The 14948-nt window shown below is 57.7% G+C and carries 12 protein-coding genes; 4 read left to right on the top strand and 8 right to left on the bottom strand.

The genetic code is table 11. From position 1 onward, the window contains the following. Positions 1-160: 160 nt before the first annotated feature. Both BM029_RS09510 and BM029_RS09505 read left to right on the top strand, forming a co-directional pair. Positions 161-904, top strand: a complete 744-nt coding sequence (locus tag BM029_RS09510; RefSeq protein ID WP_092435155.1) for a Mut7-C RNAse domain-containing protein — start codon at positions 161-163, stop codon at positions 902-904. 186 nt (positions 905-1090) lie between these two features. After that, positions 1091-1495: a cupin domain-containing protein gene (locus BM029_RS09505; protein WP_244544983.1), complete on the top strand. Its 405-nt coding sequence runs from the start codon at positions 1091-1093 to the stop codon at positions 1493-1495. 190 nt (positions 1496-1685) lie between these two features. Here the strand turns inward: BM029_RS09505 and BM029_RS09500 are convergent, their stop codons facing one another. After that, positions 1686-2969, bottom strand: coding sequence for an MFS transporter (locus BM029_RS09500; RefSeq protein ID WP_092435150.1), 1284 nt, complete (start codon positions 2967-2969; stop codon positions 1686-1688). A 152-nt stretch (positions 2970-3121) separates the two neighbouring features. Between BM029_RS09500 and BM029_RS09495 the strand changes: the two genes are divergently transcribed. Continuing rightward, complete coding sequence (locus BM029_RS09495; RefSeq protein WP_092435268.1) at positions 3122-4012, top strand: LysR substrate-binding domain-containing protein; 891 nt, start codon at positions 3122-3124, stop codon at positions 4010-4012. 25 nt (positions 4013-4037) lie between these two features. On the opposite strand, the gene BM029_RS09490 is transcribed toward BM029_RS09495, so the two are convergent. Both BM029_RS09490 and BM029_RS09485 read right to left on the bottom strand, forming a co-directional pair. Beyond that, the gene (locus BM029_RS09490) at positions 4038-5006 is read right to left on the bottom strand and encodes an AraC family transcriptional regulator (protein WP_092435147.1); all 969 of its coding nucleotides are present in this window, start codon (positions 5004-5006) and stop codon (positions 4038-4040) included. Positions 5007-5060: 54 nt separating this feature from the next. Further along, positions 5061-6305 (bottom strand): MFS transporter, encoded by a 1245-nt coding sequence (locus BM029_RS09485; RefSeq protein WP_092435265.1) that lies wholly within the window; start codon positions 6303-6305, stop codon positions 5061-5063. 166 nt (positions 6306-6471) lie between these two features. On the opposite strand from BM029_RS09485, the gene BM029_RS09480 reads away from it, so the two are divergent. After that, positions 6472-6933: a winged helix-turn-helix transcriptional regulator gene (locus BM029_RS09480; RefSeq protein WP_092435143.1), complete on the top strand. Its 462-nt coding sequence runs from the start codon at positions 6472-6474 to the stop codon at positions 6931-6933. A 158-nt stretch (positions 6934-7091) separates the two neighbouring features. Here the strand turns inward: BM029_RS09480 and BM029_RS09475 are convergent, their stop codons facing one another. From BM029_RS09475 to BM029_RS09455, 5 genes are all read right to left on the bottom strand, one after another. Next, positions 7092-8816, bottom strand: a complete 1725-nt coding sequence (locus BM029_RS09475; protein WP_092435140.1) for an ABC transporter ATP-binding protein — start codon at positions 8814-8816, stop codon at positions 7092-7094. An 8-nt stretch (positions 8817-8824) separates the two neighbouring features. Continuing rightward, positions 8825-10009: an ABC transporter permease gene (locus BM029_RS09470; RefSeq protein WP_092435137.1), complete on the bottom strand. Its 1185-nt coding sequence runs from the start codon at positions 10007-10009 to the stop codon at positions 8825-8827. A gap of 8 nt (positions 10010-10017) precedes the next feature. Next, positions 10018-10956: an ABC transporter permease gene (locus tag BM029_RS09465; RefSeq protein ID WP_092416482.1), complete on the bottom strand. Its 939-nt coding sequence runs from the start codon at positions 10954-10956 to the stop codon at positions 10018-10020. Positions 10957-10975: 19 nt separating this feature from the next. Then, positions 10976-12991: a M3 family metallopeptidase gene (locus BM029_RS09460; protein ID WP_170851033.1), complete on the bottom strand. Its 2016-nt coding sequence runs from the start codon at positions 12989-12991 to the stop codon at positions 10976-10978. A gap of 98 nt (positions 12992-13089) precedes the next feature. Then, entirely contained in the window at positions 13090-14895 is a 1806-nt protein-coding gene (locus BM029_RS09455; protein ID WP_092435132.1) for an ABC transporter substrate-binding protein, read from the bottom strand. Between the last annotated feature and the right edge of the window lie 53 nt (positions 14896-14948).

Below are 14948 nucleotides of genomic sequence, written 5' to 3'. Positions count from 1 at the left end.
CCTCGTGGTAAAAAGGATTCGTTGAATTTGATACAGCCACAAAGCGAATTTGATCGTGTAACACCTATGCTACACCTCCTGAACGCCGTTGGTAATATGTACGCCGCCGTGACTTGTCTGCGAATTCATTTATGATCGTGGGTATGAATGGCAGCGCAACATGGTTACCGCAACATTTCGTTTCTACGAGGAATTAAATACGTTCCTGCCCGGCGAACGGCGCAAGCGTGCGTTCGATGCAGTGTGCGCGCGTACGGCTACTACCAAGCACATGATCGAGGTGCTTGGGGTGCCGCACACCGAGGTCGAACTGGTGCTGGTCAATGGCGAGACTGTCGGTTTCGACCGGCTGCTGCGGGACGGCGACCGCGTTTCCGTTTACCCCAAGTTCGAGACACTCGATATCATCCCATTATTGCGCGTGCGCGACCATCCGCTGCGCACGAACCGCTTCATCGCCGACGCGCATCTGGGTGGCCTGGCTCATCTGCTGCGGATGGCTGGCTTCGACACGCTCTACGACAATAATTTCGTCGACAGCGCGATCGCCTCCATCGCGGAAAAGGAGGCGCGGATCGTGCTCACCCGCGACCGTGAGCTCCTCAAGCGCCGCATCATCACGCATGGCTGCTATGTGCATGCACTCAAGTCGACACAGCAGTTGAAGGAAATCTTCGACCGCCTGGACCTGGCACGCAGCGCACGGCCCTTCACGTTATGCTTGCAGTGCAATGCGCCTTTACGGAGCATCGATAAAACATTGGTGGAAGAACGCTTGCCGCCGAAGGTACGCGCGCATTTCGAGCGATTCAGTACCTGCGATCTCTGCCAACGTGTGTTTTGGGAAGGGACGCACTGGCGGAGCATGCAAGCGTTGCTGGCCGAGCTCATGGTGACAAAATGATCCTGATCCTTGACTTGCGGACGCAATCACCTACCTTGTCATAACTAGCAAAGCAAGCGCTCCAGGCGAGCCGTCTTTTCGACGATTGCGCGAAAGTAAAGCAAGCCGGTGCAGCAGAGTAGGGGCAGGTGCGACACAGAAGCCCGATGCTCGAGATAATCGATGACCCATCCACAGAGGAGATATATGATGAGTGCAATTCGACAGGCATTGGTACTTGCGGCTAGCCTGCTCGCGGTACAGTTTGGCGCGGATGTGTATGCCCAAGACTCAACAACGCGAACAGAACTGAAGCGAACGGATCTGACCGGCGCGCCTGGCATGGAGGTAATCAGCTCCATTATCGAAATCAAGCCTGGTGCCGAATCTGCGAGACATTCGCATCATGGCGTCGAATCGGGTTACGTTCTTCAGGGGGCAATGATTCAATCCCCCGGAAAGGAACCTGTGATGCTGGAAACCGGAACACCTATTATGAATCTTCGGGATGTCCCTCATGGCGGTTTCAAGGTTGTCGGAAACAAGTCGCTCAAACTCTTTACCGTTCATGTCGTTGATAAAGACAAACCCTTATACGAATATGTGAAATAACGGCGCGTTCGATGTTCGCTGCGTTGAGTGCGCATTGCATTGCTCCGGTACTTGAACCAGTGTCGTAGGGTGGGCACATCGTGCCCACGCGTGAACTCACTTCGCGTAGATGTCTACTTTTGTGTCGCGTGAGCCAGCGCTCCGGATAACGCGGTAACGCGTGGGCATAAGTGCCCACCCTACGAGGCGGCTAAAAGGCTTCTCGCGTGCACACAATCGCCACTCGCACAGGCTTGGGAAAAAACTGCAACGCAATCACCGCACAAACACTTCCCACCAGCCACACGGCCGCCCAGTTGCCGCGTGTGAGGATGTGCGGAATCGCCAGCGGTGTCAGGAAGCACATCACGAACACACTGGTATTCGCCATGCCGAGGGCGGTACCGGCGTTGTGCGCACCGGCGATCGTCGCCAGTTCGGTATAGGCGACTCCGTGCCAGGCCGAGACGCTGATACCGGTCAGCACCAGCATGACGATCAGCAGTGCTGCCATGGCCGGGCTGATTGCCGGCAACTGACCGGCCAGCGTCACCAGTGCGGCCAGTACGGCAAAGGCAATCGCGCTGGCGATGGTGCAGAAACGCAGGAATTCGCGTCGGTTGCGATTGCGGTCGGTCCAGCGGCCGCTCCATACGCGCATGACCATGGCGCCACATTGCAGTGCGGCCATGGAGGCCGTGATGGCAGCGATGCCGGCATGGCTGAAATCGTGCAGGAACACCGTGCCGAAGGACAGTATTGCAAACTGCGGCGCGCACAGGATGCCGATCGCGGCGACGATGCGCCACAACTGGCGATCCTTTAGTGGTGAAGGCGATGGTGACAATGTGGTGTGGCTGACCTGCGCTTTATCTGAAGCGGTTGCGGCGGGTTCATATAGCCAGAGCCAGGTGAAAAACAGCGTCACGCCGCAGAACAAGGCGAGTACGCCGTACTCTGAGGCAAAGCCGAAATGGGTCGCCAGCGATGGCAAGATCAGCGCGCCGGTAGCGCCGCCCAGAGGCACTGCTGTTTGACGTATGCTCATCGCCATTCCGCGTTCACCTTCACCGAACCAGGTCATCACCGCGCGGCCGCTGGAGCCGTTGACGCTGCCGCCAAGCAGGCCGACCAGCAACAAACCGGCGCCGAGCAGCGGCAGGCCAGGCACGTAGCCGGGAGTCGGTGCCACGAACATGGCCATCAGCGCCAGTGCGACGGCAGTGGTGGCGAGGCCGGACAACAATACTGGACGGTCGCCCCAGCGATCGGTCAGCAGGCCCCATGGCAATTCGCTTATCGCGATGCCGAGACCCATCAGGCCCAGCACCAGGCCGAGTTCGGCGTTGCCCAGATGATAACCAGAGCGTATCAAGAGCGCGGTTGTCGGAATGCCACTGAAAGCTGCCGAAAAACTGGCGTTGGCCGCTACGCCAACGCCCAGGACTTTCCAGCGGTGGCGACGGTTATCGGTAAAAGCAGCAGATTGAGACATTCAAATTCCCCTATGACGATATGGCTGGCGAACCAACAAGAGCTGCAATCGCAAGCCTTGTTTTAAGCCCTTGCAGTGAGTATCGCTTTGCGTGATACTTTTGAATATCAGATAGTTTCGAATTGATTGTTTTGAAAAACAGGATGGTTGTCATGCGACAAATCAGCTTTGACATCGACGTATTGCGCACCTTTACCACCGGCATCGACCTCGGCAGTTACGCCAAGGCCGCCGATCGCCTGGGCCGATCCACGTCAGCTGTGAGCGCACAGCTAAAAAAACTCGAAGAGCAGGCCGGTGCGCCGATTTTTCGTAAAGCCGGGCGCGGCCTGGCGCTGACCGAGGCTGGCCAGACGTTGCTGGGTTACGCGCGCCGCTTGCTCGACCTCAACGATGAAACCGCCAGCGCGGTGCGTGGCGTCGAGCTGGAAGGGGAGGTGAAGCTGGGTTTGCAGGAAGACTTCGGCGAAGCGCTGTTGTCGGATGTGCTTGGCCGTTTCATGCGGGCGCATCCGAAAGTACGGGTCGAAGTTTGTGTCGCGCGCAGCACGGAGTTGCGCGAGCGCGCGACGTTGGGACGCATCGATCTGGCGTTGATATGGGAAGGCGGCACACCGGCATTGAATGGCGAGAGAGTCGCCGATCTGCCTCTATGCTGGATCGGCCCGGCGCAGGATGCAGCCGGGCCGGCCGCTTCGCCGTTGTCACTGGTTTTGCTGGATGCGCCTTGCTTGCTGCGGGATCTCGCTGAAAGTGCGCTGGACTCTGCCGGAATCGCCTGGCGTCACGCCTTCACCAGCGCTAGCCTGTCAGCATTGTGGGCGGCCTCGGCAGCGGGACTCGGCTTGACTGTGCGCACGCCGATCGGCTTGCCGGCCAGCTTGCGTATCATCAATCCGCAAGAGACCGGCTTGCCGGCGCTGCCGCTGATCGGCTTGTCTTTGTATCGTGCGCAAACGACGGCGGGGCCGGCGGTGAATCGTCTGGAGGAGTTGCTGCTACAGGCGGTGCAGGAAACCATCCGGCGAATTGCTGCTGCATGACGCAATCCGCCCCAATCGCCATCTTTTAAAGCGGCACCACCGGGATACAAAGATCGCACTCGAATGTGCCGGTTTGCGGATCGCAGGCGGCGTCTGTCGGGTAGTACTCGAAGAATGGCCGGGCATCGAGCTGCATGCCGCTGGCTGGCAGCCAGTCGCGTAGCAGGCGGGTCCAGGAGTCGCCGATATCGCGACCGTTGCCAACGTAGCGGGTCACCGCATAACTGCCGCCGGGGACGGTGGTGATAAATGACTGGCCGCTGGCGACAAAATCCGATGGCACTTCAACGCCCGCATCGTAGCGGCATTGTTCTGAACTGGTGATGGCTGGATCGTTGTGGCTGATGCCGTAGCGCGGACGGCCGAACAGATTGTTGGTTTCCATCCAGGGGCTGACGGTGTCGATCCAGAATTCGGAGATGGGCGGGCCGTATAGGCCGATGTAGCGCAGGTAGGCGATTTTGGCTGGCTGCCGCTCGATGACTTTGACTTTCATGGGAATCTCCTTGGTGGCTGGTCGGGAGTTTCCATGATGCTCGAGACGCTGGTCGGTTTCCTGATCCTGCTTGCCATGCAACTGACCAGGCTTGCTGTCTTGGCCTGATGGCTTGTTATTACTTGCTTCAAGCCGGGAAGCCCAGCGATCCGCCTGCCCTTGGCGCCACTCGGTGGCGGTGCAGCCGAACCTGGTCTTGAAGGCGCGCGCAAACGCTTCGGCCGAGCCGAAGCCTACCGACAGGGCGATCTCCAGCACTGGTATTGCGGGCTGGGTGACCAGCCGCAACGCCGCGATTTCCAGCCGACGCCGGCGCAGATAATCGCCAAAAGTTTCGCCCATCCAGGCCGAGAACAGACGGTGAAAATGAAACGCAGAAAAATGGGCGACTTCCGCCAGGGTATTCAGCTCAAGCACCTGGTCGAGATGCAGGTCGATATATTCAAGCACCCGGTGCATGCGCCGGGCATAGACGGCTTGGTTTTCTTGCGATGTCATGCCTGATCCTATATCCGATCTTTGTTCCGACTGCAATATTAGTCCGTGGCATTCCTATGCGCTACTGCTTTCTGATTCGTCGACAGGCGCCTGCGGCATATGGCGTAAACTTAGTCCCCAGAATACCAACGCCAGCAAGCTGACTCCGGCGCCGAGCAGGCAAACACCGCTCCATCCGGCGGCGGCATAGAGAGCTGTCGAAGCGATTGCACCCAGGCCACTGCCAACCGTATAAAAAATCATATAGCAAGCGACCAATCGGCTGTGCGCTGCAGCCTGGGTTTTGAAAATCATGCTCTGGTTGGTGACGTGTATCGCTTGCCCGCCCAGATCCAGCAATACGATGCCAAGCACCAGCGCCCACAAACTGTACGGCATTATCGCCAGCGCCAGCCACGACAGCAGCAGTAGCATCAGCGCCACACCGGTGGTGCGTTGGCCATGGCCATGATCGGCCCAGTGGCCGGCGCGGGCTGCGGCTAGTGCGCCGAGTACGCCAACCAGTCCGAACGAGCCGATCAGGGTATGCGAGAAGGAGTAGGGCGGAGCGCTCAAGGGCAGCACCAACGCAGTCCAGAAGATGCTGAAAGCGGCAAACATCAGCATTGCAATCACTCCTCGGATTTGCAGCATCCGTTCGTTTGCCAGCATGGTGAACATCGAACCCGACAGTTTCAAATATGAGATGCGCTCGGTCTGCTGCGCTTGTGCCGGCAGCATGCGCGACAAAACAACCAGCATCAGCAGCGCCATCGCAGCTGATACGAAATAGACAGCGCGCCAGCCGGACAGATCCGCCACCCATCCCGCCATGGTACGCGCCAGCAGCAGCCCGATTACCACGCCGCCTTGCGCCACGCCGACCACGCGGCCGCGTTCGGCGGGTGCGGCGGCACTAGCAGCATAGGCAATCAAGCCCTGTGTCATGGCTGTGCCGAGCAGGCCCACGCTCAGCATGCCAAGCAGCAGAACTGCCGGAGACGATGCCATGCCAACTGCAATTAATGCAGCGCACAGCAAGCACAATTGCGCCATGGTCAGGAGTCGCCGATTCATCAGGTCGCCTAAGGGCACCACGAACAACAAGGCTAGCGCACAGCCAATCTGGGTAGCTGTGATGACGATGCCGATCGACGCCTGGCTAAAACCGAAGTCCGCAGCCAAAGCATCCAACAGCGGTTGCGCATAGTAGACGTTGGCCACACTCAAGGCGCAGGCGACTGCGAACAACAGCACTAGTCCCTTGCTGAGAAACGGCGAGATAGTCGCTGATTGGTCGATAACCTGGCTTTCCGCCATATTGAATTCTGGTCCGGCCTGCGGGCACGAAATTCGGCAATGTTGATGATTTGCCATGAAGTAGTTCCTTTTTAAAACTGGTTTCAAATTAAAACCAATTGAATTTTAGGTTTTCTGGTTTTAAAATGCAACTAGAATGCATGGAATAGCCTGATTAAGGAAGAGCATGGCCAAGAGAAAGAGTTTGAAAAGCGATAGCTGTCCGGTAGCCCGTTCGCTGGATGTCATCGGCGATCGCTGGTCGCTGCTGATCATCCGCGATGCATTCGACGGCATGCGTCGTTTCGGTGAGTTCCAGAAGAGCCTGGGGGTGGCGCGCAATATCCTGGCCGACCGTTTGCAGACTCTGGTCGCGGAAGGCATTCTTGAAGTTGCCCCAGCCTCTGACGGCACCGCTTACCAGGAATATCTGCTTAGCGCCAAAGGCGAGGGTTTGTTTACCGTTGTGGTTGGCTTGCGGCAGTGGGGTGAAAAATACCTGTTCAGTAAAGGCGAGGCCTTTTCCCGGATGCTAGAAAGCGCCAGCGGCAAGCCCGTGCAGAAAATCGAGCTGCGTTCGCGCGAGGGGCAACTGCTGGGGCCGGCAGATACGGTGGTGCGCAAGGTCGATAGCAAGCAAGAGCGTTGATGCTGTTTGTCTGAGCGTCGCCTTTGGTAAAGACTCGCTACATGACGTAAACGAGAACGGAGTACAGGTCGCGCTTGCGGCGCTCGCTGTACTCCGTTGTGTGCTCCATCGCTAAATTGCGAACACTGCAGGCAGTTGTCCGCAGTGTTCGCCGGCTTTTAGTTCTGCAAACCGCGTGGAATCGCACTCAGCAACTGGCGCGTGTAGGCATGCGTCGGGTTGTGATACAGCTCGTCCGAATTGGCCAGTTCCACCACTTTACCCTGATGCATCACCATCACCTGATCGGCCAGGTATTTGACTACCGACAGATCATGCGAGATGAAGATGTAGCTCATGCCGAACTCTTCCTGCAAGTCTTGCAGCAGGTTCAAGACCTGCGCCTGCACGGACACGTCCAATGCCGACACCGATTCATCGCACACCAGGATTTCAGGGCGCAAGGTCAGGCAGCGGGCAATCGCAATCCGCTGCCGCTGGCCGCCAGAGAATTCATGCGGATAGCGGTGGTAGGCCTGCTGTGGCAGTCCCACTTTTTGCAGCAGTTGCATGGCCATCTCGGTGCGCTCGTTGTCGTCGCTGCCGATCTGGTGGATGCGCATCGGCTCCAGCAGGATCTGGCCGATGGTGAAGCGCGGGTTGAGCGAAGCGTAGGGGTTCTGGAAAATGATCTGGATGCGCCGTTTGTAAGACATGAAATCACGGTTGGACATGCCGATGATGTCCTTGCCTTCGAACAGCGCCTGTCCGGCAGTGGCCTGATGCAGGCGCATCAGAGTCAGGCCGACGGTGGTCTTGCCGGAGCCGGATTCACCCACCACACCCAAGGTCTTGCCACGCGCCAGCTTGAACGACACATCTTGCACCGCTTTGAATTCCTTGCGGCCAAACAAGCCTTCGCGGAAATAGAAGCTCTTGCCCAGATTGCGTACGTCCAGCAAGATGTCTTCCTGTCCGCTGCAACCGCGGGTGCGTTCCCGTAAATCCAGGTCTGCGCCGTTGTGGCCGTTCATGTAGTCGCTAATGACCGGCAAGCGCCAGGGGCGGGTATCGAGTGAAGGGCGGCACATCAGCAAGGCTTTGGTGTACGGGTCTTGCGGCGCTTCAAAGATTTGCCGGACGTCGCCGTTTTCGCGTACTTCACCGTGGCGCATGACGATCACCTGGTCAGCGATTTCGCCGACCAGCGCCAGGTCATGGGTGATGAACAATACCGACATCTTGTGACGTTTGCGTAAGGCTTCGATCAGGTCGATGATCTGTTTCTGGATCGTGACGTCGAGCGCGGTAGTCGGTTCATCGGCAATCAGCAATTTCGGTTCGCAGGCGATCGCCATGGCAATCATCACGCGCTGTTGCTGGCCGCCTGACATCTGACTCGGGTAGGCATCGACCTTGGTTGCCGGCGATGGAATCCCGACTTCCTCCAGCAATGCAATTGCGCGTGCGCGGGCCTGCTTGGCGTTCATGCCCATGTGCAGCTGCAGTACTTCGCCGATCTGGAAGCCGACGGTGAATACCGGGTTGAGCGATGTCATCGGCTCTTGGAAAATCATGGAGATTTCCTTGCCGCACATGTCGCGTCGTTCGTCAGGCGACATGGTCAGCAGGTTACGGCCTTCAAACTCGATCACGCTGGTGGCGGCAATACTGGAATTTTCCTTGGGCAGCAAGCCCATCACGGCCAGCGAACTGACCGATTTGCCGCTGCCTGATTCGCCGACCAGGGCGACAGTGGTGTTGCGTGGAATATCAAAGGAAATCCCTTTGACGGTTTCCACCATGGTTTTTTTATCGGTGCGAAAACTGACGCGCAGATCGCGTACGCGCAACAACGGTTGTTCGCCGTTGTTCGCTGGATGGTTGTGGTTAGTCGAATCCATGATGTCTCCTATTTCAGCTTCGGATCAAGGGCGTCGCGCAGCGCATCGGTGAACAGCGAGAACGCCGTTACCAGGATCGCCATGGCGATACTTGCAGCTGCCAGCTGCCACCACTTACCCAGAATTAATTCGTTTTGTGCTTCGTTCAGCATGCTGCCCCAGGATACGACGCCGACCGGCACGCCGAAACCGAGGAAGCTCAAGATCACTTCCGACTTGATGAAGCCGACTACCGAGATCGACAGTTGCACCAGCGACACGTGGCTGACGTTAGGGAAGATATGGCCGAACATCTTGCTCCAGTGGCTGGCGCCGATAGCATCTGCCGCCATCACGTATTCACGGGTTTTGTGCTTCATGTATTCGGCGCGGATCAGGCGGTAGGTGCCGGTCCAGCCGGTAAGGCCGAGAATCAGCACGATCGCCGTTACGCCCTTTTGCTGGAGTACCGCGGCGACCGCCAGGATCAGCAACAGGTAAGGGATGGAAGTGAAGATGCTGTAGAACCAGTTGAAGGCATCATCGACCCAGCCGCCGAAGTAGCCGGAGACCGCACCGAAGATGGTGCCCAGGGCAACCGCCAGCAGCGCAGCAACCAGACCGACGATGATCGAGGTTTCAGCACCCTTGATGGTTTTCTTGATGATGTCGTGACCCCATTTGTCGGCGCCGAACGGCAGCGTCGGTTTGCGGATCAGCGTCTCGCTGCCACCCTTTTTAGCCAGGTCGGCGCGGATTTCAGCCATCTCTGCCGCTAGAGGATCGACTATGCCATAGTCGTTGGCAACTACCGGCGGCGTAGCTGCCGCCGTGCCGCTCTTGCGCAAATCGCGCAGGATGTCGCGCAGCGGATCGACCGGATTTTCCGGCGGTGGCGCTTCAACTACGGCATCGTTGTCGCTGAAGCCGCGTTCGGCTTCGGTTTGCGCGCCCATGAAGGTAGGCGGCGCGTAGTTGACGCCGACTTCCTTCGACCAGTCGCTGGCGATCATGCCGCTGGCCGAGAGCGCCAGCATGACCAGGTACAGGCCGACCACGGCAAGTGCGAGCATGGCGACGTGATCGGCGCGCAGGCGGCGCCAGGCCAGGGCCCAAAGGCCAGGAGAATGCGTGGCGCCGGGACCGGTAGCCAGGGTTACGGTGGTTGCTGCAGGCGCCGCTTGGGTAGGGGCCTGGTGGATACTTTGAGTCATGGCGGCTCCTACTTCAGTTGAACGCGTGGGTCGACGGCTTGGTACAGCAAGTCAGTCAACAGGTTGAATATCATGGTGGCGGCGGCGACATAAATCGTGATCGCCTTGATCACCGGGAAATCGCTACGCTCAACCGCCAGGATGACTTCACGGCCGATGCCTGGAATCGAGAAGAAGCGCTCGATCAGGAATGCGCCGATCAACAGCGCCGGCAGGTTCGACATGACGTTGGTGATGATAGGAATCGCGGCGTTGCGCAACACGTGCACCCACAGGATGCGGCGTTCCTTGACACCCTTGGCGCGCGCGGTGCGGACATAGTCCTGGTTGACTTCATCCAGCACGAAGGTGCGGTACAGGCGCAGGCTGGGGGCGATACTCACCGCCAGCATGATCAGGATCGGCAGGGCCGAGTAGTGGAACAGGTTTTCCCAAATATTGTTACCCCAGCCTTGCACCGGGAACAGGCTCAGTTTGTAGGCGAACCAGTATTGGAACAGGATGATGTAGACCAGGATACTGATCGACATGCCGACGGTACAAGCCACCATCACCGCGCGGTCGGTCTTGGAGCCACGCACAAAAGCCACGGCCAGCGCCAGCGCTACGGCGATCAGGGTTTCCAGTATGGTCAGTGGAATCAGCACGGTCATGGATGGCCCGAGGCGGGTCAGGATGACGTTGGCCACCGATTCACCGGTACTCCAGCTGGTGCCGAAGTTGAAGGTAACGATTTGCTTGATGAAGATCCAGAGCTGGATGTAGTACGGCTGGTCGATGCCGAGCTGGGTACGGATGTTGGCGATCTGTTGCGGATTCGACATCTTCCCGGCCAGGATATAGGCCGGGTCGCCACCGACCCAGTTGAACAGGAAAAATACAAGTACGATGACGCCGAGCATGGTCGGCAGCATTTGCCAGAGGCGTCGCAGGATATAAGCGGTCATGATGGTTCCTTAATCTGGCTCAATGCAGGCGTTGGCCCGAAATTTCGGCAAAGAATGCCTTGCTGTCAGGCTCGCGGCCGAGGAAGGCACTGACCATCTCGCCGGCTGGCTTTTCAGCGCCGCGCGACAGGATGTCCTGGCGATACAGATGGCCGACCTCCGGGTTCATCAATTTGCCGTTATAACGCGACAGCATGTCCAGCGCCAGAACTTCCGACCACATGTAACCATAATAACCGGCTGCATAGCCGCCCATCAAATGGCCGAACTGGCCCGGGAATTCGGTGCCGGGCACGTAACCCAGTGGTGTGGCGCCTTCCATTTGTTGCCAGACTGCCAGCGGTTGTTCCTGACCGGCCTTGTCGTTATGGATGGTCATGTCATAGCTCGCGTACAGCAACTGGCGTGCATAGCGTATGCCGCGGCCATAGTTATGGGCCGCTGTCAGGCGTTGCAGCAAAGCGTCGTCGATGGTTGGGCAAGCAGTCTTGCAGAAACCGGCCAGCAGCGTCAGCGACTCTTTACGGCGCGCCCACTCTTCATACATCTGCGATGGTGCTTCGACAAAATCGAGCTCGACGTTGGTGCCGGCCTGGGCGACATACTTGGTGTTCGACAGCACGCCATGCAAGACGTGGCCGAATTCATGCACCAGGGTTTCCAGTTCGTCACTGTTCAAACCGTTGCGATCGAAGTTGGTCACCAGCGTTGAAATCGGCGTGCGGCGGGCCAGTGTGCTGACGCCTCGGGTACCCCAGGCGGCGGCATGGCCGTACTTGCCTTCGCGCGGGAACAGATCCAGATAGATGCCGGCGATACGTTTTTTGCTTGTGCTGTCGATAACGTCGTAGTACTGGACTTCAGGATCCCAGACCGGTACTTCCACCCGTTTGAATTCGACGCCATACAGCGTGCTGGAAACATGCAGGATCCATGGCACTGCGGCATCGGTAGGGAAGTACTTGCGCAGGGCTTCCTGGTCGACGTTGTAACGCGCCTGTTTGATCTTCTGCTGCCAGTACTCGGCATCCCAGCGTTCCAGCTTGGTATCGGCCAGTGGCGTTTTCAGGGTTTCCGATTTGAATACGCGCAGTTCTTCGATTTCCTTGATTTCCAGCTGGGTAACTGCGGTTTTCACTTCAGTTAGGAATTTGTCGACGGTTTGCGGATTTTTCACCATGCGGCGACGGGTTACCAGGTCGGCATAGCTTGGCAGGCCGAACAATGCCGCCATTTCATGGCGCAGGTCCATGGCTTCTTTCAGGATCTCCAGATTCTTTGGCGTACCGTGATTGGTGAACGCGATCTGATAGCGGCGGCGTGCATCGCTGTTATCCGCCGACTCCATGAACGGTTTGTAGTCCGGGTATTCGAAGCCGAGCAGGTAATTGCCTTTGTCATCGCGCTTGGCGCGGGCCAGATAGGCTGCCGGCATGCCTTGCAGTTCTGCCGGAGTGAATGTCAGCTTCTGATTATTGTCGCGAATATTACGCGCGAATTCCTGGCTCAGCTCACCCAGCTTGTCGAGGATCTCTTTCATCCTGGCCCGCTTTTCCGGGGGCAGCGAGACACCGGTGTCATCGAAGCTGTACAGGACGTCCTGACGCAATTTCTTCTCTATCGGGTCGCTAGGCTGGATGGCTTTGAAGCGGGCGTACAGTTTTTCGCTTTGCAGCAGATCGGTAGCGAATTTGTTGGTTTCAATCAGGCAGGCTTCGGTGGTGCTGCGTACTTTTGCGTCCGGTGAAACATTGTTGAGGATATCGACCGGACCTTGCAGGTCTTCCAGGGCGATCTGCAGATCGTTCCATTCGGTCAGCACTTTCTTGCTGTCTCTGGCATGGGCCGCCGGTAATTTCTCTAACATGGATACGCGCTTGCGCAGGCTGGTCAGAGTGTCCTTGCAAAGAGTTGGAACGTCGTCAGCTTTCAACAAGGGAATCAGCGGGCGTTGCGTATCTTGGGCGGCTGCCTGGTTCAGCATCAGCGTGAATAACGCTGTTGTGACCGGCAAGAAAAATGATGATGGTTTCATGCATTTCCTCAAATAGGGCTTAGTAATAGTTGATGGTTAGTAGGGACCGGGAAACCCGGGGAGCGGAAGGCGCTGGGCGATTCCGCTCCGTAGTGTTTTTATTTACGTTTTTCGATATCGAAATACATCCATTCGGTAGGCATGACCGGATGCTTCTTGTAACCGATCACACGCGGTTGCGCGATCATGTTGCGATAGCGGGCATAACCGATACGCGCCGGCGCATCCACTTCCAGGATGCGCGCCATCTTGTGATACAGCAGGTCGCGTTCCGGCCCGGCTGGCAATTTCTGCGAGGCAGCGTAGAGCACATCGTATTCGGGGATCTTGGAGCAGCCGTTATTGTTCTGGCCGACGTTCGGGCCGTAGAACAATTGCATGAAGTTGTCGCCGTCCGGATAGTCGGCAATCCAAGGTGCAGTACGGGTCTGCAGCTGGCACTCTTTTTCTGCCTTGAGCAGATCGGGGAAAGTTTTCAGATCCCCAACCATGCGGATATGGATAGTGTCGTAGGTTTTCTTCCACATTTCCGATTGCTGCTGGCCGTTGGAGTCGGCGCGGGCGGAATAGCGCACTGTCAGCGGCTTGCCGTCCGGCAGGGTACGATAGCCATCCTTGCCGATCTTGTAGCCGAACTTGTCGAGCAGGGCGTTGGCGACTTCCGGTTCGTACTGGATGCTGCTTTTGTAATCCGGATCGTAGCCGACGACACCTGGCGGAATCGGATATTCAAGCGGGATCGCTTCGTCGTTCCAGACCACCTTGATTTCTTCGCGCACGTTATGCGCCATGGCGATAGCACGGCGCAGGGCGATTTTTTCCTTGCTCATGCCGCCTAGTACCGGATCTTGCATATTCCAGTAGAAGTAGCTGATTTCAGGGTCGACGATGCGCGACAATTGCACGCCTTTTTTAACGAATTCCGGCTTCAGTTTGCCGCCTGCCATGACTTGCGGCGCCAGCGGACCCTGCAATTCGGTGATATCGACTTCGTCACCTTCGAACGCCAGCAAACGCGACTGATCTTCCACCATGACGCTGATTTCCACGCGGCCGATTTGCGGCATGCGCTTGCCCTTCATCTTGGCGACGATAGCGGCATCGCCCGGGTCGGTGCTGGGTTGGAAATCCCATGTATAGCCGCGGTAATCCGGATTGGCAGTCAGCACCATGCGCGAGCCGCGTATCCATTGGGTCAATATGTAGGGGCCGGTGCCGACCGGATGTCCCATCACGGTGCCTTGCGCATCGCGATATTTTTCGATCACTTCGCGGGCGACGGCGCTGGTTGGTTGATGCGCCAGGATCATGCCGAGGTTGAAGTCAGGTTGTTTCAGGTGGATCCGCAAGGTATAGCGGTCCAGCAGCTCGAAGCCGGGAACGTTGGTGTCGTAATCGAAATGACCGGTTTTCTTGGCTTGCGCCGCCACTTCGTCGAGGCCGACCACTTTGCCTTCCAGCAGCCAGGTTTGCGGCGAGGCCAGTTGCGGATCGAACAGGCGTTTCCATGAATAGACGAAATCGGCCATGGTCAGCTCGCGCTTCTTGCCGTTGAACGCCGCATCATCGGCAAAATAAATGCCTTTTTTCAGGCGGATGGTATAGGTCATGCCATCGGCGCTGACTTCCGGCAGCGCCGCGGCCGCGGATGGCATCAGCTTGGCCGGCCGCGCCAGGTATTCATAGGCGAACAGTGTTTCAAATACCGACTGATTGACCAGCTGCGAATACAAATCGCGCGTAACGGCCGGATCGAAACCGGTTTCAGGCGCCACGAATACAAAGCGCAGTACTTTGTCGGGATCTGCCGGGGAAATTGGCGCTGCGGCTGCAACCGATGCTTTCATCGGCAGCGCGCACGCTAAACAGGCAACCAATATCCCGCGTAACCAAAGCGAGTTCATACCATTTGTCTCCTTCAAATATCTCTAGCTAAATTGGAACTGCGGCAGGCGGA

It is taken from the genome of Collimonas sp. OK607, assembly GCF_900111995.1.
Lineage (GTDB): Bacteria > Pseudomonadota > Gammaproteobacteria > Burkholderiales > Burkholderiaceae_D > Collimonas.
The sequence above is the reverse complement of the archived record's forward strand: the minus strand, read 5'-3'. Positions and strand labels throughout refer to the sequence as shown.